Below are 23,968 nucleotides of genomic sequence, written 5' to 3'. Positions count from 1 at the left end.
GTCGATGCGGTGGCCTTCGGGGAGGGACTCGGCGAGCAGGCGGGCGAGTACCGGCCATACGCCGGCCTGCTGCCAGTCGCGCAGGCGGCGCCAGCAGGTCATGCCGCTGCCGAAGCCCAGTTCCTTCGGCAGGCGCTCGAAGCCGATGCCGCGGGCGAGCACCACCAGGATTCCGGTGAGCACCGCGCGGTCGTCGAGCGGCATGCGGCCGGGGTAGCGCCTGCGGCGGGGCTTGACCGGGAGCAGGGGCTCGATCAGGGCCCACAGCTCGTCGGTGATCTCGGGGTCGCGCGCGGGGGGTTCGCTGCGGCGGGGGCGCGGGACCTTGGGCAGGCCCGCGCCGAGTGCGGGCGCGCCGATCGCGCTGGGCGAACCCGGGGCGAGACCGGCCGGGCCGCGCGGGGCGCGGGGGCGCGGCGGAGAGGGCAGGCCGCGCGCCGGAGCTGCGGCCAAGCGGGACAGCGGGGACGCGGGCAGGATCTCGAACGCATCGGGCACGTCCGGTACAACGCTCCTTCCCCCGTTCGGGTCACGCCCCGACCGATTACACTGCGCGACATGCCCTACACCACCCGGGATTGCGCCGCCTGGCCCTTCGGCGACCCGGTCGCCACCGCCCTCCTCGGCCTGCTCGAGGTCGAGTTGCGCGGCCGCGGCCTGCGCTGGCGGGTGGCCGCGCCGGAACGGCTCGAGCTGCACCGCGACGGCGCGATGCGCCCGGGCCGCACCATCGACGTCGCACCGCTGCGGGCCCGGATGGCGCGCGGGGCCAAGGCGGACTGGCCGGATCTGGTGGAGCAGGCGGTGGCCGACTGGCTGGCCGCGGCCGAGCGGGCCGAGGAGGCGGCCGCGCAGGCGGTGGCCCCGTGGGCCGCGCCGCTGCGCTCGCGGCTGCTGCCGGCCCACCTCGCCGCCGCGACGGCCGGGGCGCTGTCCCGGCCCGCGCTGCCGGGGCTGACCGAGGTCGTGCTCTGCGAAACCCCGCAGGGCGGCGGCCGGCTGCTGGCCGCGGAGCAGGCGGGCACCTGGGCCGTGCCGGTCGCCGAGGTCTTCACCGCGGCCCGGGAGAACGTGCGGCGGCAGGGGGCGTTGGAGCGCGAGCGGCTGAACGTGGACGGGGCGAACGTGACGGTGCTGGCCGGGCCCGGACCGTACTGCCCGACGCACGTGTTCTGGCTCTGCGACTACCTCGAGCGCGACGGCTACCCGGCGGTGCCGGACAACGGCGTGCTGGTCGTGCTTCCGCACCGGCACCTGTTGGCCTACCACCCGATCGAGACCACCGAGGCGGTGGCCGCGGCGGGTGCGCTGCTGCGCCTGGCCTGGCGTCAGTTCGAGACCGCGCCGGGCCCGCTGACCGACCAGCTCTACTGGTGGCGCGAGGGCACCGTCAGCGTGCTGCCGGTGGACGCGGTGGGCGAGACCGCGCGCATCCTGCCCACCCCGGAGTTCGAGGCCTTACTCGACCGGCTGCCCGGAGTCTGAGGCCACCGCGCCCGCGGGCACCGGCTCGGCGGTCGCGGGCTCGTCCGCGTCCTCGCCGTCCTCATCCTCGTCGTCGTCCTCGTCGTCCTCGTCGTCCTCGTCGTCCCAGTCCTCGTCGTCCTCGTCATCCCAGTCGTCGTCGTCCTCGAGCGCCGCCCTGGCCTTGTTCTGGATCTCCTGCGACTCGCGGTGCAGCAGCTTGAGCCAGGTGACCGGCATGACCACGGCGAAGACCCACCACTGGACCATGTACGCGATGTACATGGTGTTGTCGTAGCTGGGCCCGGGCACCGGCTGCGCGGCCGTCGCGGCGGTGTTGGCGGGGGACGAGGCGCTCAGCTGGACCGAGCCGTCGTGCAGCGTGTACGGCACCCGGCTCTGCAGATCGGTCTTGGTGATCAGGGCGATCTCGCCGGTCGGCAGCTTCGCGGTGTCGTCGGTGATCCGGGTGTTCGCGGTGGTCTCGTCCGGCTGGAGCCAGCCGGTGACGGTGACGGTTCCGCTCGGCACCGGCGGCAGCGCCGGCATGTCGGTGCTCGGCACGTCGCTGTTGGAGGTGGCGATCCAGCCCTGGTTGACCAGCACCGCGGTGCCGTCGTCGAGCACCAGCGGGGTCACCACGTACCAGCCGGCGTTCTCGTTCTGCGAGCGGTTGCGCACGGCGAACTGGTGCGCGGTGTCGTAGTGGCCGGTCATGGTCACCGTGACCCACTGCTGGGCCTGGCTGACGGTGTGGCCCACCGGGTCCACGCCGTCGATCGCGGCGGGCTTGGCGTCGAGCTTGGCGTAGACCAGCCCCTGCGAGTCCGCCCGGTCCTTCCACAGTGTGCGCTGCCAGTACCCGAGCCCGATGAAGGCGGGGATCAGCAGCAGCCAGACCAGGGCGTGGAAGGCCATCCACCGGGGTGTCAGGGCGAAGCGGTACGAACGCACGGCATCGACCGTACAACCTCATCCCCGCTGGCCTTCGGCCGCCCCCGTCGTAGCCGGAGACCGGGCGCTACTCGCCCGCCGCCACCGGGTCCTCGGCGGCGGCGCCGACCGCCGCGGCCGTCGCGGTGCGCAGGCCGAACGCCCCGGCCAGGGCCGCCCCGATCAGGTCGCCGAGGATCGTGACCAGCCGGGAGACCAGCGTGATCGCGAGGGCCGCGGTGTACGAGTGGACCATGGGCTGGAGCGTGGCGACCAGGATCGGCTCGCGCACGCCGGCGCCGGCCGGGGCGATCACGATCAGGAAGCCGACGCACCAGGCGAAGGCGTAGACGCCGATCGAGGCGAGCAGAGTGTGGCCGCCGTGCGCGCCGAGCCGTACCGCCATCACCCAGATCTGCACGCCGTTGGCGACCCAGGCCAGCATGTTCACGCCGATCGCGCTCGCCGTCGCGCGCAGGGTGAGCGGCTGCTCGGGGGCGGGGCGGCCGATCAGCCGCAGCCCGCGCTCCAGGATTGGGTTGAGCACGCGCGGGTGCAGCACGACCAGCAGCACCGGGATGAACAGGAATGCCCACCAGTAGGTGCCGGTCTTGCCGCTGTCCATGAACGGGATGCCCACCAGCGTGGCGAGCAGGCCGGAGGCCAGGCCGATCGTCATGGTGACGATCGCGATACTGGCCGAGCGCTCGCGCGGCACCTTGTAGGCGCGGCCCAGCTCCATCTGCGTGAGCACCGGCCAGACCGAGCCGGGCAGGTACTTGCCGAGCTGGCCGATGAAGAACACCCGGGAGCCGGCCCGCACCGAGAGGCGCGACCCGGCCGCGGCCAGCAGCCCGCGCCAGACCTGCAGGTTCAGGGCCAGGCCGACCAGGACGCACAGCAGCGCCTCGAAGCCCGCCATGATGCCGATGCTGTCGAGCCCGGTCTTGAAGCCGGACCACTCCCTGACCACGGTCAGCACGCCGAGCGCGACCATGAGCACGACGAAGCCGATCTTGAACGACCGGCTCTCCAGCGCGTGCATGACCCGGCCGAGCAGTCCGCGCCCGCCCTGCGTCGGGGCGTCGGGGGAAGCGTCGTCCGGCGTGGCCGGAGCGGACACAGGCGCTTCGGTGGTGCGGGGCTCGGGCATGGCGGAAGCATACGCGGTCCGACTGAGCGGGCCGCCTTGAGCGTGCGTCCGGCCGGCGTCCGGCCGGTGCCCTGGCACGCTCGGCCTTGCGGGCCGATCCCGCACATGCCCTACTGTTTCCTTCCATGCGGATTCTGTTCTTCGGCACCTACGACGTGACGGCGCACCCCCGGGTCGGAGTGCTGGCCGAGGGACTGCGCAGGCACGGCCACGAGGTCACCGAGTGCAACGCGCCGCTCGGCCTGGACACGGCCTCGCGGGTGGCCATCCTCTCCCAGCCGTGGCGGCTGCCGGTGCTCTTCGCCCGGCTCGCCTCCACCTGGCTGCGCCTGGCCCGCGCCGCGAGCCGCGGGCCCGAGCCGGACGTCGTGGTGGTCGGCTACATGGGCCACTTCGACGTGCGCCTGGCCCGGCTGCTGTTCCGCCGCAAGACGATCGTGCTCGACCACCTGATCGGGGCCAGCGACACCGCGAAGGACCGCAACATCTCCGGCGGCGGGATCAAGTCCAAGCTGCTGCGGGCCATCGACGCCGGCGCCCTCAAGCGCGCGAACGTCATCGTGGTCGACACCGAGGAGCACCTCGAGGCCCTGCCCGAGGCGCACCGCTCCCGCGGCGTGGTGGTGCAGGTGGGCGCCCCCGACGACTGGTTCGCCGCCGCGCCCGCGCCGGACGGCGAGGCTCCGCGGGTGAGTGACGGCCCGCTGCGGGTGGCCTTCTTCGGCCTCTACACCCCGCTGCAGGGCGCCCCGGTGATCGGCGCCGCGCTCGGCCTGCTCGGGGACGCCAAGGTGGAGGTCACCATGATCGGCCGCGGCCAGGAGCTCGCGGCCACGCAGCAGGCGGCCGAGGGGGGCTGCCCGGTCGAGTGGATCGACTGGGTACCCTCGCATGAGCTGCCCGCTCTGGTGGCCGAACACGACGTGTGCCTCGGCATCTTCGGAACCGGTCCCAAGGCGCTGCGCGTCGTGCCGAACAAGGTGTTCCAGGGCGCGGCGGCCGGCTGCGCGATCGTCACCTCGGACACCGCTCCGCAACGCCGGGCCCTGGGCGACGCGGCCCTGTTCGTGCCGCCCGGCGACGCGGAGGCGCTGGCGCAGGAGCTGCGCTCGCTGGCCGAGGACCTGGAGCGGCTGGCCGGGGCGCGGCGGCGGGCCCGCGCGGCGGCCCGCGAGCGCTTCGGCTGCGCGGCCGTGGTGGAACCCCTGACCGCCCGGCTGGGCGCGTGACCGGCCCCGGCCCGGCACCTGTACCTGCGACCTGACTGGGACGAGACTTGACCGGCGATCCGCACGACCTCGGCTCCGGCGGCGTGGGCAGCGACCTCGCGGGCGAGCCCGAGCCCGAGACCGCACCCGCGCCCGCAACCCCGGCGGCGCCCCGGCGCCGACCCTGGCAGCGGCTGCGCCGTCCCCGCCCGCTCGGCGTCCTCGCCGTGCTCGCCCTGGCCTTCTTCGCGCTCTGGGGCATCGGCGGCCCGCTGTTCGGCACCTCCTCGCTCGCCGCGACGAGCACGCTGGTGCAGTCCGGGCCGTACCCGCAGGCCGGGTTCAACGACTCGGCCGGCGGCAACAACCTGCTCTACGACACGTACACCGCGGCCATCCCCGGCACGATCGTGTTCAAGACCGACCTGGAGCACGGGGACTTCGCCGGCTGGGACCCGAACGGCGACGGCGGCGGCGCACTCGGCTCGGTGCCCAACGACGCGCTGCTCTCGCCGCTGACCGTGCCCTACTACGTGCTGCCGACCTGGATGGGTCCGGCGTACACGGAACTGCTCATCGTCATCTGCGGCGCGGGCGGCGCGTTCCTGTTCCTGCGCCGGCTCGGGCTCTCCCGGGTGGCCGGGACGCTCGGCGGACTCGCCTTCGCGAGCAGCGGCTTCATGACGATGTGGGTGGACTTCCCGCAGACCCGCACCGCCGCGTTCATCCCGGCGCTGTTCTGGGTGGTCGAGCGCTTCCTGCAGACCCGCCGGATCAGGGACGCGGCGCTGATCGCGATCCCGGTCGCCTCGATGCTGCTCGGCGGATTCCCCTCGGTCACCGGCTACGCGGTGGCCACGGCCTGCGTCTACGCCCTGGTCCGGCTGCTTTCGGTGCGCGCCGAGGGGCGGCGCAGGGGGCTGCTGGGCGCGGCCGGCGTGCTCGGCGGCATCATCGGCGGCGTGGGCCTGACGGCCTTCCAGCTGCTGCCGTTCGAGTCCTTCATGAAGACCTGGCTGATCATCGGCCGCAGTCAGACCTCTGATCAGCACCTGGCCCCGGCCTCGATCCTGACCATGGTCGCGCCGTGGATCTTCGGCACCGGCAACACCCAGGACCGCAGCTACTACCTGCCCACCAACGCCGTCGAGGCGGTCAACTACCTCGGCGCCGCCGCGGTCGTGCTCGTCCTGGTCGCCCTCGCGCTGCCGTGGCGGGCTCGGCTGGTGCTGCCGCGCAGCGTGTGGAGCTTCTTCGCCGTGGCCACCGGCGTGTGGCTGCTGCTCAACTACGTCGGCGGCCTGCCGCTCGCGGTGCTCCAGCAGACCCCGGTGGTGCGCACGCTGTTCGGGCAGAACTTCATCGGCCGCTCCCGCAGCCTCCTCGGCTTCCTGCTCGCGGTACTCGTCGCCGTCGGCTTCGACGTGGTGGCCCGCCGCCGCGCGGCCGCGGCGGCGCCGGCGCACCGGCTGCGCCCGCTGTGGCCGGCCGCGGTCGCCCTCGGCGCGGTCGGCATCGCCCTCGCGGCGCTGGCCGAAGGCTTCCACGAGGCGCGCACGACCGGGGCGAAGGCGATCGGGCGCTCGGCCGCGGTCAGCCTGTTCGAGCACCAGGCGCTCTACGCCGGCCTGTTCGCCGTGGCCGCGCTGGTGTGCGTCGCCGTGCTCTGGTACACCGGCCGCACCGAGGGCCCGAGCCTGGACGCGGCCGGGGCCTGGCGCTCGGTCCGCTTCGCCGCGGCGGCGGTGCTGCCGGTGCTGCTGGCCTGGCAGGGCTCGACCTTCGTCAGCTCCTACTTCCCGCGCTCGCCGGTCTCCACCTTCTATCCGGTGACCGACACACACGCGTACCTGATGGCGAATCTGGGCGAGGACCGGTACGCCGCGACCACCACCGGCATGGTCTTCGGCACCAACAGCGCGTACCCGGTGCGCGCCGTGAACGGCCACAACTTCGTCAACAAGGCCTTCGCCGCGATGATCGACGCCATCCCCAACGGCACGATCGCCTACGAGACCTACGTGGACTTCCCGGCCGACGTGTCCACCGCGACCAGCCCGATCCTGGACCAGCTCGCCGCCAAGTACTGGGTCTCGGCCCTCTCCGACCCGGTCTTCGGCCAGGCCGTGCCCGCCGCCACCGACGGCACCACGGTGGTGCTGCAGCCGAACCAGCCGGTCACGGTCACCGTCCCGGTCACCGGGCGGCTGCGCGCGGTCGGCTTCACCCCGACCGGCACGGTCACGCCCGGCAAGAACGACTCGGTCGACGTGGTGGTCCACGACTCGGCCGGCACGGTCGCGCACACCGACCGGCTGGCCACCGGGATGAACTCGGGCCACGAGTTCGACGTGCCGGTGGCCGCCGACTCGGTCGCCGCGGGCACCACGCTGACCGCCACCCTCACCTGGCACGGCTCCAAGCCGCTGACCGTCGAGGCCGACCGGTCCGCGCTCGCGCTCGACGCGGTGGCCGGCCAGAACGACGGACTGCGCCTGGTGCACGTCCAGGACTCGGCGATCTACCAGCGCCTCGATTCCCAGCCGCGCATCCGCTGGGCCTCGCAGTCCACCGTCGTGACCGACCAGAGCCAGCGCGTGAAGCTGCTGGCCTCCGGCACCGTCGGGGCGAACCAGGTGGTGCTCTCGGCCGACGGCCCGGCCGCGAGCGGGTCTCCGGCCCAGGTGTCCGTGGACGAGGACGGCAACACCACCGTCAGCGCCACGGTGGACGCCCAGGGCGCCGGATACTTCGTCGTCGCCGACGCCGACCAGGTCGGCTGGAAGGCGAGCGTGGACGGCCACAGCGCCACGCTGCGGGCCGCGGACCAGGGCCTGGTGGCGGTGGCCGTGCCCGCGGGCAAGCACGTGGTCACGCTGACCTTCGACGCCCCGCGCGCCACCCTCGGCCTGGCCGTGACCGCGGTCACGGCGGTGGGCCTGCTCGCCGCCGTGGTGGGCGAGTGGTGGTGGTGGCCGCGCCGGCGCCGCCGGGCCGCGCGCTGAGAGCCGCCTGACGGGCACCTGACGGGGCGTCGGCTTCGGCCGTCGTCCCGTCCGTCTCAGAGCCCGTGTACGCGATGGCGGGACGGCCCGGAGATAATGGGTCGCCGCGTGTCCGAGGTCACCGGTAGCGTCGGGCGGGTGCCCGCCTCTCACATGCCCCCGGAAGTGTTGATCAGGGCCGAAGGCCTGGTCAAGACGTTCAACAAGAAGAACAGCCCGCCCTTCACGGCCGTCGCCGGGGTGGACTTCGAAGTCAGACGCGGCGAGGTGTTCGGATTCCTCGGACCCAACGGCGCCGGAAAATCCACCACGATGCGCATGATCGGCTGTGTCTCGCCGGTCGGCGGTGGCCGGCTGAGCCTGTTCGGCCTCGACCCGGACACCCAGGGCCCGCAGATCCGGGCCAGACTCGGCGTGGTGCCGCAGGAGGACACCCTCGACCTCGAGATGCGGGTCAGGGACAACCTGCACGTCTACGGACGCTACTTCGGCCTGCCGCGCGCCGTCATCCGGGAGCGGGCCGAGCGGCTGCTGGAGTTCGTCCAGCTCACCGACCGCGCCGAGGACAAGGTCGAGCCGCTCTCCGGCGGCATGAAGCGCCGGCTGACCATCGCCCGGGCGCTGATCAACGAACCGGAGATCCTCATCCTGGACGAGCCGACCACCGGACTCGACCCGCAGGCCAGGCACGTGGTGTGGGACCGGCTCTACCGGCTCAAGCAGCAGGGCACCACGCTCATCCTGACCACGCACTACATGGACGAGGCCGAGCAGCTGTGCGACCGGCTCGTGGTCATGGACAAGGGCCGGATCGCGGCCGAGGGCTCCCCGCGGGACCTGATCGAGCGCTACGCCACCCGGGACGTGCTGGAGCTGCGCTTCCCGCTCGGCGAGCAGGAGCAGGCGGTGGAGAAGCTGCAGGGCCTCGGCGAGCGGCTCGAACCGCTGCCGGACCGCGTCCTGGTCTACGCCGACGACGGCGAGGCCGCGCTGTCCGAGGTGAGCACGCGCGGGCTCGAGCCGGTGACCGCGCTGGTGCGCCGCTCCACCCTGGAGGACGTCTTCCTGCACCTGACCGGCCGGACGCTGGTGGACTGAGATGGCCGTCCTCGACCCCGCCTCCGTCCCGGTGCCCTCCCCTTCCGCCTCCGGCCCGCCCGCGCCGAGCGGCTGGGTGCTCACCTGGCGCCAGGCCCGCTACTGGATCACCTTCTTCCGCCGCACCTGGCGCGGCACGGTCCTGTCCGCCGTGCTCGGGCCGCTGATGTACCTGACCGCGATGGGCGTGGGCATCGGCACGCTGGTGGACCAGGACCACAACCTGCCCGGCGGGGTGACCTATCTGTCCTTCATCGCCCCCGGCGTGCTGGCGGCCACCGCCATGCAGAACGGCATCTTCGAGGGCGCCTTCCCGGTGCTCGGCAGCCTGAAGTGGTTCGGCAACTACTGGGCCGCGGTCAACACCCCGCAGCGCCCGCGCGACGTCATGTTCGGCACCGCGCTGCAGGGCGTGGCCCGGATCACGATCCTCTCGACGGTCTTCTTCGCCGCCATGGCCGGCTTCGGCACCATGCACTCGGCCTGGGCCGTGCTGGCGCTGCCGGCGTCGGTGCTCACCGGCACGGTCTTCCTGTTCCCGATGATGGCCTTCACCGTCACCCTGGACAGCGACCAGCCGCTGACCGTGGTGTTCCGCTTCGTGATGACGCCGCTTTTCCTGTTCTCCGGGACCTTCTTCCCGTGGCAGCAGCTGCCGGCCTGGATGCACCCGGTGGCCTTCGCCACGCCGCTGTGGCACGGCGTGGAGCTGTGCCGGGAGCTGACCCTGGGCACGGTGGACCTCGGCTCGGCCCTGCTGCACCTGGCCTACCTGTTCGCCTTCCTGGCCCTCGGCGTGTGGCTGGCCCTGCGCAACTACCGCCGCCGCCTCTACCTCGACCGCTGACCGGGAGACTGACGTGACCTCGCTCGCCCTGCAACCCCGCGTCGTCCCGCGGCTTCCCGGCGCCTTCGGCACCCGGCGCTCGACCCACGTGGTGGAGCGGAACATGACCGCCTACCGGCGGATGTGGCTGATGCTGCTCACCGGGGTGTTCGAGCCGATCTTCTACCTGCTCTCGCTCGGCGTGGGCCTCGGCAAGCTGATCCCGGACGTGGCGGGCCCGACCGGCCCGGTCAAGTACGTCGACTTCGTCGCCCCGGCGCTGCTGGCCACGGCGGCGATGAACGGCGCGATGTACGACTCGACCTTCGGCATCTTCCACCGGCTCAAGTACGACAAGGTCTACGACGCGATCCTGGCCACCCCGCTGACCGCGCCGGACATCGCGCTCGGCGAGCTGATCTGGTGTCTGATGCGCGGCGGCCTGTACGCGGTGGCCTTCACCGCCGTGGTGGCCTGCTTCGGCGTGCTCACCTCGCCCTGGGCGGTGCTGGCCGTCCCGGCCGCGCTGCTGATCGGGGTGGGCTTCGCCGGACTCGGCATGGCCGTGGCCACCTTCATGCGCTCCTGGCAGGACTTCGAGATCATCACCCTGCTGATGATGCCGATGTTCCTGTTCTCCACCACGTTCTTCCCGCTCGGGGTCTACCCGCGCGGACTGCAGCTGTTCGTGGAGGCGACGCCGCTCTACCAGGGCATCGAGATCGTCCGGGGGCTGATGCTCGGCGACGTCGGGCCCATCCTGGCCCTGCGGGCGCTGTACCTGGCCGTGATGGCCGTGCTCGGGCTCTGGATCGCGTCCCGGCGCTTCGGCAAGCTGCTACTCGCCTGAGGACGCCGCGACCGGCTCGGTCCGCGCCGCGTCGGCGCCCGGCGCGTCCTCGTCTTCGTCCTCGAAGTCCTCGAAGTCCTCGTCGTCCTCATCGAGATCGTCGAGTTCGTCCTCGTCCGCCCCGAGCGGGCGGGGACGCAGCTCGCGGCGCAGGTAGACGACGTACCAGGACCCGAGTATGAGGATGAACAGCCACCACTGGAACGCGTAGCAGACGTTGAGCAGGTCCCAGGTCGTCCCGTGCGCCGGCAGCGGGGCCGGGATCAGGGCCAGACTCCCCGCGGAGGCGGCGTCGGTGGCGGTGATGTACGCGTCGCGCAGGTGGTAGGGCCACTGGTTGACCAGCGCGGCCGGGGAGATGAACTGGGTCTCGTTCGGCTTGGTCGCCGCCCCGGTCTGCTCCTGCTGGGTGATGCCGTTGTCGTTGACCTCGCCGGTGGTCGACTCCGGCTCGGCCGCCCAGCCGGTCACGGTGATCCGCCCGCTCGGCGCCGCCGGGATCGCGGGCTCGGCGCCGCCGGTGGCGGCCAGGAAGCCGCGGTTGACCACGATCGCCTGGTCCGAGCCGGTGACCAGCGGGGTCAGCACGTAGTAGCCGGTCCTGCCGTTCAGGGTCCGGCCGGGCACCAGCAGCTGCCGGGCCGAGTCGTAGCTGCCGGCCACGGTCACGGCCTGGCCGACCTCGGTGCCGTTCAGGCCGGTCGAGGTGATCACCGTGTCGATCGGCTGCGGGGTGCGCCAGGTGGCCAGTTCGGCCGCCGTCAGCGGCGCCACCTTGTGGCCGACGTCCCACTGCCAGCGACCGAGCAGAGCGAAGGCAAGCGCGAGCACGACGATGCCCACGTGCGCGGCCAGCCATCCGGGACGGCGCAGATCCTGGGGAGTGAGCCGGGGCGGGGCTTCGGACATCGACACGTCAGCCAGTATCCGCCTCGGCCGCGGGAGCGGGACCACCGGGGTGGCACGGCTCAGGACCCCGCCGGGGTGTCCTGCGGCTCGGCGGCCGTGGCGCCCGCCTGCTTCGGGACGGTCCGGGCGGCACGCTTCGCGGCCTTGGCCCGGGCCCGCGCCTCGGCCTTGGCGGCCTTCTCCGCCTCGCGGCGGTCGATGTGCCGCAGCGTCCAGTGCGCCACCAGCGGCGAGGCGAACGGCAGCAGTCCGGCCAGCGCCATCACCGCCATGTGCGGGATGGACACGCGGTATGCGAAGGCCACCACCAGGCAGACCACGACGTACAGCGGGTACAGGCCCATGCCGTGGACCAGGCCGAGGCCGTTGCCCAGGCCGGGGGAGTGCGCCCACCACTTCAGCGGCAGCGCGACGAGCTCCAGGATCGTGATCGCGGTCCCGGTGATCCAGGCGAGCACGGTGTAGGCCTTGAGCAGGAGGGGGCGGGAGGCGAAGGCGACGCGCGGGGGCGCGCTCGGCGCGGTCTCGGTCATGACGGGCGAACCTCGGTGCGTGCGATCGGGCGTGCGGGCAGGCGGAACTTTCTCCGCTCAGCAGGGTAACGCCACGCCCGTACCCCGCCCGCGCCAGGGGGTGGCGGTGGGCCCCTGGCCGCTCCGACCGGCCAGGGGCCGGGTCCGCGCGGGCGGGGCGGGCGGCCCGGTGGCGGCCCGCGCAGGCACGCCGGACGGACGGGCGCGATGTCGGCGCGCCATTCGAGGTGCCAACAGACACGTCGGTCGGATACCGTCGTGCCATGCCTGAGACGCCGCCGTCCGTCACACAGCCGCCGATCGCCACGCCGCCCGTCGCCATTCCCGCGGGCACCGCCACCGCAGCCGAGGTCCGCCAGGCCGCGGAGACGCTCAAGGCCGCCATCGACGCGCACCTGCGCGCGGTGGAGGCACGGGTGGACGAGCTCGACCCGGCCGTGCTCGAGGCCTTCGACGCGCTCGCGGCCGCCGCCGAGGCGTACGACGAGCTGCTCTACGCCGTCCACGACGAGGTGACCCCGTTCGAGGTCATGACGGAGGCGCCGCCGGACTACGCCGGCCCCGACGAGATCGAGGCGCTGTCGGTCTTCATCCGCCGGGACTACCTGGTGGCCGACCCCGACGCGCTCGCCACGGCGGCCCGCGCGGCGGCCGAGGGTGTGGACCCGGACACGGCCACCACCCGCAGCGCGCTGCTCGACATCTTCGACGCCTACGACGCCGACGAGATCGCCTACCGCGCCGAGGAGCTCGGCCTGCAGCCCGCGGACTCCACGATGTGGGTGGTGGCGGCCGACCCCGAGGGTGTCGTGGGCTGGCATGACGACCCGTTCTCCGAGGTCGACGAGGAGCAGCTGCTCTACCGCGACGACGTGCTCGACGAGGACGAGGACGACGAGGTGGACGAGGACGACGAAGAGGACGACGAGGAGCTCGAGACCGAGGACACGCTGCTCAGCTGAGCTCCGGATCCGGTCGGCTCGGTTTTCACGTACGGGCCGACTCGTATGACGGTATGACGCTCGGATCGCTCCGAGTATGGACGATCGCGGGGCCGTGATGTGCCGCGCCGCCCGCACCCGCGCCAGGTCGGCGCGGTGGCGGACGGCGGCGGTCGGCCTCGGCGGCCCCGAAGCCCCGGCTCACGCGCCGGGTGAGGTCTCCCCTTCGGTGCACACGGCCTCGACGGACAGGTCAGCGGGGATCGCGGCGGCGTGCGCGCCCGACTCGAGCGTCTTGCGCACGGCCACGATCCAACCGGTGGCGTCCGAGGTGGGGCGGCTGGTGATGACGTCGTCGGGGGCGTGGGACAGGGTCCGGCCGGCCGGGGCGGAGACGGTGAAGCCGCCGCCGAGCACACTCTCCTCCGGCGGGCACATCACCGTGCGCTCGGTGCCGTCGGCGCCCCGGGCGATGTTCGCCCCGATGATCGCGCGCGGGGTGAAGTCCGTGTGGACGGCCGCGGCGTGCGCGGGGGCGGCGGCCGCGGCGGCGAGCAGGGCCGTGGCTGCGGTGAGGGTGAGGCGGGCGGCACTGGCCATTTGAGGTTCCTTACTTCGTCGGACCGGTTTGCGGCGCCATTGGACCATGATCCCCGGCGAAACCGGCTCTCCGCCACGCGTGTCTGCATCACATTCGTCACTTCAGCTGCTTCGATAACAGCAGTCACATACCAACCCTGGAGTGTCACTGCTATGCCACGCAGACTGCCTGCGGCGTTCGCCCGCGCCGCCCTCGCCCTGACCACGACTGCGACCCTGTCCGCTGCGGTCGCCGCCGCCCCGGCGCACGCCGCCGCCCATCCGGCCCACCCCGGTTCGCCGATGGTGCGCGACGCGGGCTACCCGGACCCGATCCGCGCGCTGCGGCTCAAGACCCTGACCGATTCGCAGGCCTCGCTCAACGCCCAGTTCACCGACCTGGCCAAGTACGGCCGGTTCACCGACTACTTCTCCTCGCCCGACTTCGGCGACCACATCGCGCTGCTGCCGACCGGCAAGGTGCTGATTTTCTCGTTCGAGCGCGTCACCGACAACCCGCAGCAGGAGCCCGCGCCGACCCAGACCATCGGCAAGGAGAACGCCGGGCGCGCCTACCTGTGGGACCCGAGCCTGGGCACCGGCCTGAACGCGTTCAAGGCGGTGCCGCCGCCCATCGTCGACCTGCCGGACGGGCTCAACCAGCCGCGCCCGGCGCCGCTGTTCTGCGCCGGCCACGCCTACCTGCCCAACGGCATGGTCGCGGTCTTCGGCGGCAACTTCGGCGGCAACAACGGCGCCGGGGCCAAGTTCGTCATGGTCTTCGACCCCTGGCACGAGAAGTGGCTCAGCCAGAAGGACATGGCGGTCGGCCGCTGGTACCCGAGCGCGGTGGAGACCGCCGAGGGCCGGGAGCTGGTCATGTCCGGTCAGACCGAGCTGGGCTGGGGCACCGCCACGCCGCTGATCGAGCAGTTCCCGGCGAGCGGCTCGCCGGTGCCGCTCGGCGAGGACTACACCGAGGGCAACCCGAGCGAGGTGTGGAAGGGGTCGCAGGCGCCCTTCCGGATGGACTACCCGCACCTGTTCTCGCTCAACGACGGCAAGGTCTACGCCTTCGGCCGGGACGCGGACCAGCAGTACGCGTTCGACCCGAAGACGCAGGCGCGCACGCAGCTGCCCAACCGCCCGGACGGCGGGATGCGCGAGTACGGTTCGGCCGTCGCGCTGCCGAACGGCACCAAGGGCCCGGACTCCGTGCTCATCCTCGGCGGCGACAAGGACGACCCGAACACCTACCTGTTCTCGGGCGGCCGGTGGACCAAGAGCACCCCGCGCGCGTTCGGCCGCAACATGGACGACACGCTGATCCTGCCCGACGGCACGCTGATCACGCTCAACGGCTCGTACGGGATCCGCAACTACGGCTTCGGCGACCTCAACCCGAACTCGATCCTGAAGTACCGCCAGGTCGAGATGCGCGACGCCGCGGGCAAGTGGACCCTGGGCCCGGCCGAGCGGCTGCCGCGCGGCTACCACTCCAACGCGGTGCTGCTGCCGGACGGCCGGATCATGGTGACCGGCGACGAGCTGCAGGAGCTGGCCAACAACCCGGACATCAACAACCGGGCCGTGAACGGCACCATCGAGATCTACGAGCCCGCCTACCTGTTCAAGGGCCCGCGCCCGGAGCTGACCTCGGTGCCCGCGCACCCGGTGGGCTACAACCAGTACTTCTCGGTCGGGACCCCGAGCACCGGGATCACCAAGGCCGTCCTGGTCGCGCCGATCACCTCCACCCACTCGGTGGACACCAGCCAGCGCTACCTCGAGGTGCCGATCGTCAACACCGCCCGCAACCAGCTGCTGCTCAAGTCGCCCGAGTCGGCCCAGGCCGCCCCGCCCGGGTACTACATGCTCTTCCTGCTCGACGCGAAGGGCGTGCCCAGCATCGCCAAGTGGGTCCACCTCGACCCCGAGGCCTGAGTTCAGGCGTCTGACCGCAGACCTCTGCGGTCCAGCTCCGGGGGCGGCCGCCGCACGACGGCCGTCCCCGTCCCTCTCTACGACCGCCTACCTCCGCGGAGCACAGCCATGACCAGCAGCGCCACCGTGACCGGGCCCGGGGCCCTGCCGCTGCGCGAGAGCGCCGACATCCAGGGCGACATCCTGGCCGGCTTCAAGAAGGACCACGTCTCGCTGCTGTTCCTGCAGTTCGAGGACGCGGCGCGGGCGCGCTCCTGGCTCGCCGAGCTCGCCCCGCGGATCGCCACGACCCGGCAGGTCGCCGCGTTCAACGAGAGGTTCAGCCAGGCGCGGCGGACCTCGGGCGGCGACGATCCCGAGGCGCTGAACGCCACCTGGCTCGGCGTCAGCCTCACCTATCCCGGCCTGCGGCTGCTGAGCGGCCGGGCGGATCCGCTGCCCGCCGTGCCCACGGGCACCACGCTCGAGGCGTTCGTCCACGGCGCCGCCGCGCGGGCCCGAGCCCTCGGCGACATCGAGGACAGCGCCACCGACCGGTGGCTGTTCGGGCATGAACAGGGCCGCGCCGTGCACGCCGTGCTCACCCTCGCCTCCGACACCGCCGAGGGGCTGCAGCAGGCGATCGACGAGCAGCGCGAGGCGGCCACCCGCGCCGCCGCGCTGCTGGTGTTCCAGCAGAACGCCGCGACGCTGACCGGCGAGCGGCGGGGCAAGGAGCACTTCGGCTTCAAGGACGGGGTGAGCGAGCCCGGGGTCCGCGGCTTCGACGAGGAGGACCCGCAGCGCCCCGGGTACGTCAGGAAGCACCCGGGCACGCGGCTGATCCCGCCCGGCGAGTTCCTGATCGGCCGCCCCCGGGTGCAGCTCGAGGGCGACCGCAGGCGGTTTCCGGCCGAGGCCGTCCCGCCGTGGATGAACGACGGGTCGTTCCAGGTCATCCGCCGCCTCGCGCAGGACGTGCCCGGCTGGTGGGCCCAGGTCGGCGACCAGCTCCAGGTGCTCAAGCGCGGCAAGAACCTGGTGCCGCAGGGCGCGACCGTCGAGTGGCTCGCGGCCCGCATGGTGGGCCGGTGGCGTTCCGGCGCGCCCGTGCACAAGTGCCCGACGCACGACCCGGTCAACGACCGCGCCGCCACCTCCGACAACGACATCAGCTACCGCGACGACCCGGACGGGCTCAAGACGCCGCTGTTCTCGCACCTGCGCCAGTGCGCCCCGCGCGACGGCCTGCTCGACGGCGAACCGGTGCCGGAGCAGTTCATGGACGCGCGCCGCATCATCCGGCGCGGCGCCCCCTACGGCCAGCCCTTCGACCCGGCGCGCGGCACCGCCGGGGGGCCCGACGCCGCCCGCGGGCTGCTGTTCGTCAGCTACCAGGCGGACCTGGTGGAGCAGTTCGAGTTCATCCAGAAGGCCTGGGTCAACACGAGCGACTTCCCGCCGGGACGCGAGCACCGGCCCGGGCCCGACGCCATGATCAGCGGCCGGCTGCCCGAGTCCGACGAGGGCGGTCCGGCGCTCAACGACGGCCTCATCCGGTACGAGAGCGCGAACTCCGAGGGCACCGGACGCCAGAGCACCCCGCTCGCCCTGCGCCGCTTCGTGCGCACCGAGGGAGCCGTCTACGCCTTCGCGCCCTCCATCAGCACCCTCAAAGCCCTGGCCGAGGGGCGGCTGGACGGACACACGCCGACGACGGCGCGCATCGACGAGATCGTCGCGGTCCCGGACCAGTACCGCGTCGGCGGGGTCAGCCGGTACTGGCTCTTCCAGCAGGACCGTCAGCGCGGCATCGTCGTACGCGACGACGAGGAGAGCACCGACCTGGTCCTGCGCCCGAGCGACGACCTCGCGAACTGGCCCGCGCTGGCCGGAGTGCGACGCGTCGACGCCGTCCTGCCGGTTCCGGACCGGCAACGGGTCGGCGGCAAGAGCTGGTACTGGATCTTCCACACCACAGGCGGAACGCAGCTGTGCCGCACCATCTCGATCGCGGACGGCGAGCGGCACGTCAGCGCGCTCGAGGAGGCCGACCGGGCGCTGTCCGGGTGGCGCTCGCTCCAGGGCGTCGCCCACCTCGACGCCGTCCTGCCGGTTCCGGACCGGCAGCGCGTCGGGGGCGAGAGCCTGTACTGGGTCTTCCACACGCCGGCGGCCGCGGGTGGAAGCGAGCGGCAGCTGCACCGGATCATCTCCGTCGCCGACGGAACGCAGCACACCGACACCCTGGTCCGCGCCGACGCCGAGCTGACCACGTGGTCCTCGCTCGCCGGCATCGACAAGGTCGACGCGTTCCTGCCGGTGCCCGCCCTGCAGCGCGCGGCGGGCAAGAGCCACTTCTGGGTCTTCCACCGCGACGGGGTGCGCACCGTCTCCATCGCGGACGGCGCCCGGCACACCGACACCCTGGTCGGCGAGGACCGGGCGCTCGGCCAGTGGGTGAATCTGGGCTGACCGTCGCCGCCTATGAGGCTACGCGGGCGTGCCCCACAGCTTTCCCGGCAGCTCGCCCCGGCTGACCTCGGCCACGCCGCGTTCCGTCACCAGGGCACTGACCAGCGAGCCGGGGGTCACGTCGAAGGCCGGGTTGAAGCCGGGCGAGCGCTCGTCCGCATCCGGGCCGGTCACCTCGTGCGGGGCGCGCAGTTCGATGGGGATGGCGGCGCCGTCCGGCGTGTCCGGGTCCACCGTCGTGGTGGGGGCGGCGACGAGGAACGGTATTCCGGCGTGGGCGCAGGCCAGTGCGACGCCGAGGGTGCCGATCTTGTTGGCGGTGTCGCCGTTCGCCGCGATCCGGTCCGCGCCGACCACCGCGGCGTCCACACCCTGATACAGGATGGTGCTCGCGGCGGCGCCGTCCACCTGCACCACGTGCGCGATGCCCTCCTGCGCGAGCTCCCACGCCGTCAGGCGCGCACCCTGCAGCAGCGGCCTGGTCTCGTCCACGTAGACCAGCTCCACCCGGCCGCGCCGGTGCAGCTCGCGCACCACGCCCAGCGCCGTGCCCCAGCCCGCTGTGGCCAGCGCGCCCGCGTTGCAGTGCGTCAGCAGCCTGAGCGGCCGGTCGTGGCCGGCCCGGGCGAGCAGCCAGTCCGCGCCGAGTTCGGAGAGCCGGCGGTTGGCCGCCACGTCCTCGCGCCGCACCGCCTCGGCTTCTTCGAGCACTGCGGCCACGCCCTCCTCGAGCCGGGCCGCCGCGCGGTCGGTGCCGCGGCGCAGGTTCACCGCGGTCGGCCGGGCGTGCCTGATCCGCTCCACGGCGGCGAGCGTCGCGGCCCGGTCCCAGCCCTCGCGGGCGCCCTGGCGCAGCGCGACCGCCACGCCGAAGGCCCCGGCCACGCCCAGCGCCGGGGCGCCGCGCACGGCCAGGCTGCGGATCGCCTCGACCAGCGCGTCCACGTCGTCGATCAGCACCCGGCGCAGTTCCCCGGGCAGCCGGGTCTGGTCGATCAGCAGCAGGCCGTCGTCGGCCCACCGCACCGGACACGCCGTCAGATCCTCGTCCTGCGCCATGGGCCGCACCTCATTCGGCTCGCCGGGCTCGCTCACTCGGTCCCTCCACTCAGCTGTACACCGCCTGGGCGAGGCGGGTGCGGCAGGGGGAGTGCGGACGCTGCTCCACCGCCTCGGCCAGCGCGCGCCCGGCTCCGTGCACGATCGAGAGGTGACTGTCGGCGGGCACGAACGCGCCGAGCACCGCGGCCCGGGTCAGCGCCGCGGCCGAACCGCCGTCGAAGACCGCGACCACGGCCGGCCAGTGCCCGCCCTGCGCCTCCCGCAGCGTCAGCACCCAGGCGTGCCGCAGACCCCTGGCCTGCACGGCGTCGAGGGTGATTTCGCGCGGCTCGGCCGGGCCGTCTTCGAGGTCGAGGACGGGGATGGGCGCCACCGCCTCGGCGGCTTCGGCTTCGACGGACTCGAGGGTCTCCGCGGCCTCCACGGACTCGGCGCCGTCCTGCTTCGGTCCGCGCCCGCGCGGGGCGGCGCCGTGCGGCGGGTCCAGACGGACCGTCAGCCCCTGCGCGTCGGCCGCGGTGACGGTGCCGGTCTCGCCGCCGCGCAGCCCGAATTCGGCCAGGCCCGCGCCCTCGCGCACCACCACCCGGTCCCCGGCGTCCAGTCCGGCGCACACGCCCGGCCCCGGGTTGAGCCGCTCCTTGAGCGCCGCGTTGAGGTCGTCGGCGCCGGCCGGGCCCTGCTCGCGCACGGCGACGGCCTGCACGTCCGCGCCCTGGAAGCCGAGCGCGCGCGGGATCGAGTCGGTCACCAGCTGAGTCGTGCGCAGCCTGGTCTCGGCCGGGTCGCGCACCGGGATGATCTTCACTTCGGTGGACTGCCCGTCGCCGAGGATCTCCATCGGCGGCAGCCCGCCGTAGCGCACCGCCTCCACCAGCGCGGTGAGCGGCCCGCTCGGGCGGGTCTTGAGCTCGACCCGGGGGACCGCGCCGCCGAACTCGGGGTCGTCGATCTCCAGCAGGTCCCGCAGCAGCCGCCCGGCGCCCGCGGCGGGCAGGGTGGCCGGGTCGCCGCACAGCGCGAGGTGCGCGCCGTCCGGCAGCAGTTCGAGCAGGTTCGCGCCGAGCTCGAGCGGGATCAGCTGGGCGTCCGCGAGCACGATCACCGGCGCCTCGGCGTAGAACTGCGCCTGCTCGGCCAGCGCCCGCAGGTCCAGCGCCGCGAAGCCCTCCGCGGCCAGCGCGCGCAGCCCGGCCGGGCTCGGGCTGGCCAGCACCGCGCCGGGGAACGCCGCGGCCACCTGTCCGGGCAGCAGTGCCGAGCCGCCGGTCACCAGGGTCAGACCCTGCTCGGCCACGGCCTCCACCACCCGCCGCACCCGCTCTATGGTGGCCTGTCCGCCCGGCACGGCCTCCACCGCGGCCACCGTGACCGCCTCGCCGTCCAGCGGCGTGGCGGTGGCCAGCAGCCGCTGTACGGCCTCGGCCGCCGACTGCTCGAGGAAGGCCCACTGGTCCAGCGCCAGCAGCGTGTACGGGCTGGTGAGCATCGCCACCGGATCGTCGTCGTCCCCGGCGTCCAAGGCCTCGAAGTCGGCGTCCTCGTCCTCGTCGGCCGCCCGCGCGGCCCGGTCCTGGGCCGCCTGGATCGCCGCCCGGTCCGCGAACACCAGCGCCGCGCCGTTCTCCACCGCGTCCGCCACCGCCCCGACCGGGTCCGGCACACCCAGGGCCTTGAGTTCCTGCGTGACCGCGTCGGCGGCCGCCGCGGTGTCCCCGCGCCGGGCCGCGCGGGCCAGCAGCCAGCTCACCAGGGCCCTGCTGCGGCGCGGGTCGGCCAGCGCCTCCTCCTTGCCGCCCAGCCGCAGCAGCCGGCGCGCCAGCAGGTCCGCCGAGTCCGGCCGCACCTGCGGGAACTCCAGTACCAGCCACGGATTCTCGGCCAGCAGCTCCTCGGCCTGCGCGCCGAGCTCGGCCCGCAGCGTCCGGGCGAAGCCGGGCGGCGCGCCGAGCTCGGCCAGCCACTGCGCGACCTCGCCCCCGACCGCGGGCTCCTCCCGCGTCCCTCCCTGTTCCGACATCCTTGCTATCCCCTGTTCCAACCGTGATCCGGGTAGCCGGCGGCGGGCGCCGACACGTCGTCCAATGCGGAGCGGATCTCCTGAGGGAGCGTCAGGTCCTCTGTGGCCAGCGCTCCGCGTAGCTGTGCCGGCGTGCGCGCGCCGACGATCGGGGCCACCACCCCGGGCCGGTCGCGCACCCAGGACAGTGCCACTTCGAGCGGGGCCACGCCAAGGCCGTCGGACGCGGTGGCCACCGCGTCCACGATCCGCCGCGCCCCCTCGGTGAGGTAGGGCTCGACGAAGCCGGCGAACCGGTCCGAGGCGGCCCGCGAGTCCGAGGGCGTGCCGGTGCGGTACTTCCCGGTCAGCACGCCCCGGCCGAGCGGCGACCAGGGCAGCAGCCCGACCCCGAGCGCGGCCGCGCCGGGGGCGACCTCGCGTTCGACGCCGCGCTGCAGCAGCGAGTACTCCATCTGCACCGAGGCGATCTGGGCCCGGCCAGGCACCGCGCGCTGCCACGCGGCGGCCGTGGCCAGCTGCCAGCCGGAGTAGTTCGCCACTCCGACGTAGCGCGCCCTGCCGGAGTTGACCGCGATGTCCAGCGCGGCCAGGGTCTCCTCGATCGGGGTCAGCTCGTCGTAGGCGTGCAGCTGCCAGACGTCCACGTAGTCCGTGCCCAGCCGGGCCAGCGAGGCGTCCAGCGCGGACAGCAGGTGGCGGCGCGAGGCGTCGAACCGGCGTTCGCTGTGCGGTACGGAGACGGCCTTCGTCGCGATCACGACCTCGTCCCTGATCCCCTCGACCAGCCGGCCGAGCAGTGCCTCGGCCTCGCCGTCACCGTAGACGTCCGCGGTGTCCACCAGGTTGCCCCCGGCGTCCAGGTACGCCTTGAGCAGGTCGGCCGCCTCGCCCTCGTCCGTGTCCCGGCCCCAGGCCATCGTGCCCAGGCCCAGCCGGGTCACGCGCAGCCCGGTGTGCCCCAGATGCCGTTGCTCCATGCCAGGCAATCTACCGACTGCGGCGGACAAGGCGAGAGGGTGTCACCCGTCCGGCGGCAGGCGCACACTGTGCCCACCCCTTCGGCGTACACCCCGACTCGGCCCTGTCCTGGGCTGTCGCATGAAGTTACCAACGAGTAGTCTCTGCGATGGATCCCTACCGCACCGCGCGAAGAGACGGAGTACGCCGCCGATGAAACTGGGCGTGAACCTCGGATACTGGGGCGCCGGCAACGACGCCGACAACCTCGCTCTGGCCCGCGAGGCCGACCGGCTCGGCTACGCGGTCTGCTGGGCCGCCGAGGCCTACGGTTCGGACGCGGCCACGGTGCTGTCCTGGGTGGCCGCGCAGACCGAGCGGATCGACGTCGGCTCGGCCGTCTTCCAGATCCCCGCGCGCACCCCGGCCATGACCGCGATGACCGCCGCCACCCTCGACTCGCTCTCCGGCGGCCGCTTCCGGCTCGGCCTCGGCGTCTCCGGACCGCAGGTGTCCGAGGGCTGGCACGGCGTGCGCTTCCAGGCCCCGCTCGGACGCACCCGCGAGTACGTGGAGATCGTCAACCTGGCCCTGGCCCGCAAGCGCCTGGAGTATCAGGGCAAGCACTTCCAGCTGCCGCTGCCGGACGGCCCCGGCAAGCGGATCCAGCTCACCGTGCACCCGGTGCGCGAGCACATCCCGGTCTACCTCGCCGCGGTCGGCCCGAAGAACCTGGAGCTGGCCGGGGAGATCGCGGACGGCTGGCTGGCCGTGTTCTTCAGCCCCGCCTTCGCCCACGAGCAGCTCGCCACGATCGCGGCCGGCCGGGCCAAGGCGGGCAAGGCCCTGGACGGGTTCGACGTCGTGCCCACCGTCCCGATCGTGGTGGACGAGGACGTGGAGCGCGCGGCCGAACTCGTGCGCTGGTACGCCGCGCTCTACATCGGCGGCATGGGCAGCCGGGAGCAGAACTTCTACAACCAGCTCGCCTGCCGGATGGGCTTCGAGCGCGAGGCCGAGCGGGTGCAGGAGCTCTACCTGGCCCGGGAGCACCGCAACGCCGCCGCCGCGGTCCCGCTCGAGTTCGTCGACGCCACCTGCCTGCTCGGCTCGCCGGAGCGGATCGCCCGGCGGATGAAGGAGTTCGAGGCCGCCGGGGTGACCACGCTCAGCCTCAGCCCCTTCGCGGCGACCCTGGACGAGCGGCTGGCCGCCCTGGGCACCGCGGCGCGGCTGGTTGACGCCGAGGCGTAACCTGAGTCCGATGACCACAGTCCTGCTCATTCGACACGGGCGCTCCACCGCGAACACGGCGGGCGTGCTGGCCGGGCGCACGCCGGGGATCGACCTCGACGAGCACGGCCGGGACCAAGCCGTACGCCTCGCCGCGCGCCTGGCCGAGGTGGCGCTCGACGCGGTGCTGTGCAGCCCGCTCGAGCGCACCCGGCAGACCGCCCAGCCGCTGCTGGCCGCGCGCCCGGACACCCTGTTCGAACTCGACGAACGCTTCACCGAGTGCGACTACGGCACCTGGTCCGGGCGGACGCTCAAGTCCCTGGCCGAGGAGCCGCTGTGGCGCACGGTCCAGGCCCACCCGGCCGCCGCGTCCTTCCCGGACGGCGAGTCCCTCGCCGCGGTCTCCGCCCGCGCCGTCTCCGCCGTGCGGTCCTGGAACGCCAAGCTGGGCGAGCACGCCACCTACGCGGTGGTCTCGCACGGCGACGTGATCAAGGCCATCGCGGCCGACGCGCTCGGCATGCACCTGGACCTGTTCCAGCGGCTGCAGATCGACCCGTGCTCGCTGACCGTGGTGCGCTACCACGGCACCCGGCCGGCCGTGCTGCGGGTCAACGACGTGGGCAGCGATGTGAGCGCCCTGATCCGCGCGGTCGTGCCCGAGGCCGGGGCGGCCGGAGACGCGCCGGTGGGCGGGGGAGCGGGAGCAGGCGGCTGAGATCCGTTCTACGGGCCGCGATCCATTGTACGGTTAGGTCCGAGGCCGTTCATATGAGCGGCTTCACGCAGACGA

At 73.4% G+C, this 23,968-nt stretch carries 20 protein-coding genes; 11 read left to right on the top strand and 9 right to left on the bottom strand.

Annotated features, from left to right (window positions below; all coding sequences use genetic code 11):
* Positions 1–333, bottom strand: a 333-nt coding sequence (locus KDL01_RS10600) for a transposase (RefSeq protein ID WP_246576250.1), incomplete at its 3' end; no start/stop codon positions are given.
* Positions 334–558: 225 nt separating this feature from the next.
* Here KDL01_RS10600 and KDL01_RS10595 point away from each other — a divergent pair.
* Positions 559–1,485 carry a hypothetical protein gene (locus tag KDL01_RS10595; RefSeq protein WP_212528230.1) on the top strand — a complete coding sequence of 309 codons (927 nt, stop codon included), beginning with the start codon at positions 559–561 and terminating at the stop codon, positions 1,483–1,485.
* Here the strand turns inward: KDL01_RS10595 and KDL01_RS10590 are convergent.
* Positions 1,459–2,418, bottom strand: a complete 960-nt coding sequence (locus KDL01_RS10590) for an SURF1 family cytochrome oxidase biogenesis protein (RefSeq protein ID WP_212528229.1) — start codon at positions 2,416–2,418, stop codon at positions 1,459–1,461. The genes KDL01_RS10595 and KDL01_RS10590 overlap by 27 nt on opposite strands.
* Positions 2,419–2,485: 67 nt before the next feature.
* The gene (locus tag KDL01_RS10585) at positions 2,486–3,550 is read right to left on the bottom strand and encodes a lysylphosphatidylglycerol synthase transmembrane domain-containing protein (protein WP_212528228.1); all 1,065 of its coding nucleotides are present in this window, start codon (positions 3,548–3,550) and stop codon (positions 2,486–2,488) included.
* Between the two features lie 125 nt (positions 3,551–3,675).
* On the opposite strand from KDL01_RS10585, the gene KDL01_RS10580 reads away from it, so the two are divergent.
* The 5 genes from KDL01_RS10580 (at position 3,676) to KDL01_RS10560 (ending at position 10,537) form a co-directional block, all read left to right on the top strand.
* Positions 3,676–4,779 carry a glycosyltransferase gene (locus KDL01_RS10580; protein ID WP_246576239.1) on the top strand — a complete coding sequence of 368 codons (1,104 nt, stop codon included), beginning with the start codon at positions 3,676–3,678 and terminating at the stop codon, positions 4,777–4,779.
* 47 nt (positions 4,780–4,826) lie between these two features.
* Positions 4,827–7,763, top strand: a complete 2,937-nt coding sequence (locus tag KDL01_RS10575; RefSeq protein ID WP_212528227.1) for a YfhO family protein — start codon at positions 4,827–4,829, stop codon at positions 7,761–7,763.
* Positions 7,764–7,916: 153 nt separating this feature from the next.
* Positions 7,917–8,861 (top strand): ABC transporter ATP-binding protein, encoded by a 945-nt coding sequence (locus KDL01_RS10570; protein ID WP_212528234.1) that lies wholly within the window; start codon positions 7,917–7,919, stop codon positions 8,859–8,861.
* A 1-nt stretch (position 8,862) separates the two neighbouring features.
* Positions 8,863–9,708 (top strand): ABC transporter permease, encoded by an 846-nt coding sequence (locus KDL01_RS10565; protein WP_212528226.1) that lies wholly within the window; start codon positions 8,863–8,865, stop codon positions 9,706–9,708.
* A 13-nt stretch (positions 9,709–9,721) separates the two neighbouring features.
* Positions 9,722–10,537 (top strand): ABC transporter permease, encoded by an 816-nt coding sequence (locus KDL01_RS10560; protein WP_212528225.1) that lies wholly within the window; start codon positions 9,722–9,724, stop codon positions 10,535–10,537.
* Here the strand turns inward: KDL01_RS10560 and KDL01_RS10555 are convergent.
* Together KDL01_RS10555 and KDL01_RS10550 are read right to left on the bottom strand one after the other, a co-directional pair.
* Positions 10,526–11,446 (bottom strand): SURF1 family protein, encoded by a 921-nt coding sequence (locus tag KDL01_RS10555; protein ID WP_246576247.1) that lies wholly within the window; start codon positions 11,444–11,446, stop codon positions 10,526–10,528. The genes KDL01_RS10560 and KDL01_RS10555 overlap by 12 nt on opposite strands.
* A 59-nt stretch (positions 11,447–11,505) precedes the next feature.
* On the bottom strand, positions 11,506–11,979 hold the full coding sequence (locus tag KDL01_RS10550) for a DUF3817 domain-containing protein (protein WP_212528223.1): 474 nt from the start codon (positions 11,977–11,979) through the stop codon (positions 11,506–11,508).
* A 263-nt stretch (positions 11,980–12,242) separates the two neighbouring features.
* Between KDL01_RS10550 and KDL01_RS10545 the strand changes: the two genes are divergently transcribed.
* On the top strand, positions 12,243–12,941 hold the full coding sequence (locus KDL01_RS10545; protein ID WP_212528222.1) for a hypothetical protein: 699 nt from the start codon (positions 12,243–12,245) through the stop codon (positions 12,939–12,941).
* 180 nt (positions 12,942–13,121) lie between these two features.
* On the opposite strand, the gene KDL01_RS10540 is transcribed toward KDL01_RS10545, so the two are convergent.
* Complete coding sequence (locus KDL01_RS10540) at positions 13,122–13,520, bottom strand: hypothetical protein (protein WP_212528221.1); 399 nt, start codon at positions 13,518–13,520, stop codon at positions 13,122–13,124.
* A 153-nt stretch (positions 13,521–13,673) separates the two neighbouring features.
* Here KDL01_RS10540 and KDL01_RS10535 point away from each other — a divergent pair, with 153 nt between their 5' ends.
* Together KDL01_RS10535 and KDL01_RS10530 are read left to right on the top strand one after the other, a co-directional pair.
* Entirely contained in the window at positions 13,674–15,443 is a 1,770-nt protein-coding gene (locus KDL01_RS10535; protein WP_212528220.1) for a galactose oxidase early set domain-containing protein, read from the top strand.
* A gap of 108 nt (positions 15,444–15,551) precedes the next feature.
* Positions 15,552–17,897, top strand: a complete 2,346-nt coding sequence (locus KDL01_RS10530; protein WP_212528219.1) for a Dyp-type peroxidase — start codon at positions 15,552–15,554, stop codon at positions 17,895–17,897.
* Between the two features lie 18 nt (positions 17,898–17,915).
* Here the strand turns inward: KDL01_RS10530 and mtnA are convergent, their stop codons facing one another.
* Genes mtnA through KDL01_RS10515 form a run of 3 tightly spaced genes read right to left on the bottom strand, consistent with a single transcriptional unit; the run spans position 17,916 to position 21,959 of the window.
* Positions 17,916–18,956 (bottom strand): S-methyl-5-thioribose-1-phosphate isomerase, encoded by a 1,041-nt coding sequence (gene mtnA / locus KDL01_RS10525; RefSeq protein WP_212528218.1) that lies wholly within the window; start codon positions 18,954–18,956, stop codon positions 17,916–17,918.
* 49 nt (positions 18,957–19,005) lie between these two features.
* On the bottom strand, positions 19,006–20,979 hold the full coding sequence (locus KDL01_RS10520) for a helix-hairpin-helix domain-containing protein (protein WP_212528217.1): 1,974 nt from the start codon (positions 20,977–20,979) through the stop codon (positions 19,006–19,008).
* Between the two features lie 5 nt (positions 20,980–20,984).
* Positions 20,985–21,959 carry an aldo/keto reductase gene (locus tag KDL01_RS10515; RefSeq protein ID WP_212528216.1) on the bottom strand — a complete coding sequence of 325 codons (975 nt, stop codon included), beginning with the start codon at positions 21,957–21,959 and terminating at the stop codon, positions 20,985–20,987.
* Positions 21,960–22,152: 193 nt separating this feature from the next.
* Between KDL01_RS10515 and KDL01_RS10510 the strand changes: the two genes are divergently transcribed.
* On the top strand, positions 22,153–23,193 hold the full coding sequence (locus KDL01_RS10510) for an LLM class F420-dependent oxidoreductase (RefSeq protein WP_212528215.1): 1,041 nt from the start codon (positions 22,153–22,155) through the stop codon (positions 23,191–23,193).
* Positions 23,194–23,203: 10 nt separating this feature from the next.
* Positions 23,204–23,893, top strand: coding sequence for an MSMEG_4193 family putative phosphomutase (locus KDL01_RS10505; RefSeq protein ID WP_212528214.1), 690 nt, complete (start codon positions 23,204–23,206; stop codon positions 23,891–23,893).
* Positions 23,894–23,968: the final 75 nt, after the last annotated feature.

Source organism: Actinospica durhamensis (genome assembly GCF_018139695.1).
Classification (GTDB): domain Bacteria; phylum Actinomycetota; class Actinomycetes; order Streptomycetales; family Catenulisporaceae; genus Actinospica; species Actinospica durhamensis.
Note: the sequence above shows the minus strand (reverse complement) of the source record. Positions and strands in the feature narration are given on the sequence as shown.

Excerpts from the sequence above, each read along its gene's own strand:
- KDL01_RS10535 (WP_212528220.1), top strand. The coding sequence starts at position 13,674 with ATGCCACGCAGACTGCCTGCGGCGTTCGCCCGCGCCGCCCTCGCCCTG.
- KDL01_RS10555 (WP_246576247.1), bottom strand. The coding sequence starts at position 11,446 with ATGTCCGAAGCCCCGCCCCGGCTCACTCCCCAGGATCTGCGCCGTCCC.
- mtnA (WP_212528218.1), bottom strand. The coding sequence starts at position 18,956 with ATGGCGCAGGACGAGGATCTGACGGCGTGTCCGGTGCGGTGGGCCGAC.
- KDL01_RS10585 (WP_212528228.1), bottom strand. The coding sequence starts at position 3,550 with ATGCCCGAGCCCCGCACCACCGAAGCGCCTGTGTCCGCTCCGGCCACG.
- KDL01_RS10515 (WP_212528216.1), bottom strand. The coding sequence starts at position 21,959 with ATGGAGCAACGGCATCTGGGGCACACCGGGCTGCGCGTGACCCGGCTG.
- KDL01_RS10520 (WP_212528217.1), bottom strand. The coding sequence starts at position 20,979 with ATGTCGGAACAGGGAGGGACGCGGGAGGAGCCCGCGGTCGGGGGCGAG.
- KDL01_RS10550 (WP_212528223.1), bottom strand. The coding sequence starts at position 11,979 with ATGACCGAGACCGCGCCGAGCGCGCCCCCGCGCGTCGCCTTCGCCTCC.
- KDL01_RS10580 (WP_246576239.1), top strand. The coding sequence starts at position 3,676 with ATGCGGATTCTGTTCTTCGGCACCTACGACGTGACGGCGCACCCCCGG.
- KDL01_RS10510 (WP_212528215.1), top strand. The coding sequence starts at position 22,153 with ATGAAACTGGGCGTGAACCTCGGATACTGGGGCGCCGGCAACGACGCC.
- KDL01_RS10505 (WP_212528214.1), top strand. The coding sequence starts at position 23,204 with ATGACCACAGTCCTGCTCATTCGACACGGGCGCTCCACCGCGAACACG.
- KDL01_RS10540 (WP_212528221.1), bottom strand. The coding sequence starts at position 13,520 with ATGGCCAGTGCCGCCCGCCTCACCCTCACCGCAGCCACGGCCCTGCTC.
- KDL01_RS10595 (WP_212528230.1), top strand. The coding sequence starts at position 559 with ATGCCCTACACCACCCGGGATTGCGCCGCCTGGCCCTTCGGCGACCCG.
- KDL01_RS10565 (WP_212528226.1), top strand. The coding sequence starts at position 8,863 with ATGGCCGTCCTCGACCCCGCCTCCGTCCCGGTGCCCTCCCCTTCCGCC.
- KDL01_RS10545 (WP_212528222.1), top strand. The coding sequence starts at position 12,243 with ATGCCTGAGACGCCGCCGTCCGTCACACAGCCGCCGATCGCCACGCCG.
- KDL01_RS10570 (WP_212528234.1), top strand. The coding sequence starts at position 7,917 with ATGCCCCCGGAAGTGTTGATCAGGGCCGAAGGCCTGGTCAAGACGTTC.
- KDL01_RS10530 (WP_212528219.1), top strand. The coding sequence starts at position 15,552 with ATGACCAGCAGCGCCACCGTGACCGGGCCCGGGGCCCTGCCGCTGCGC.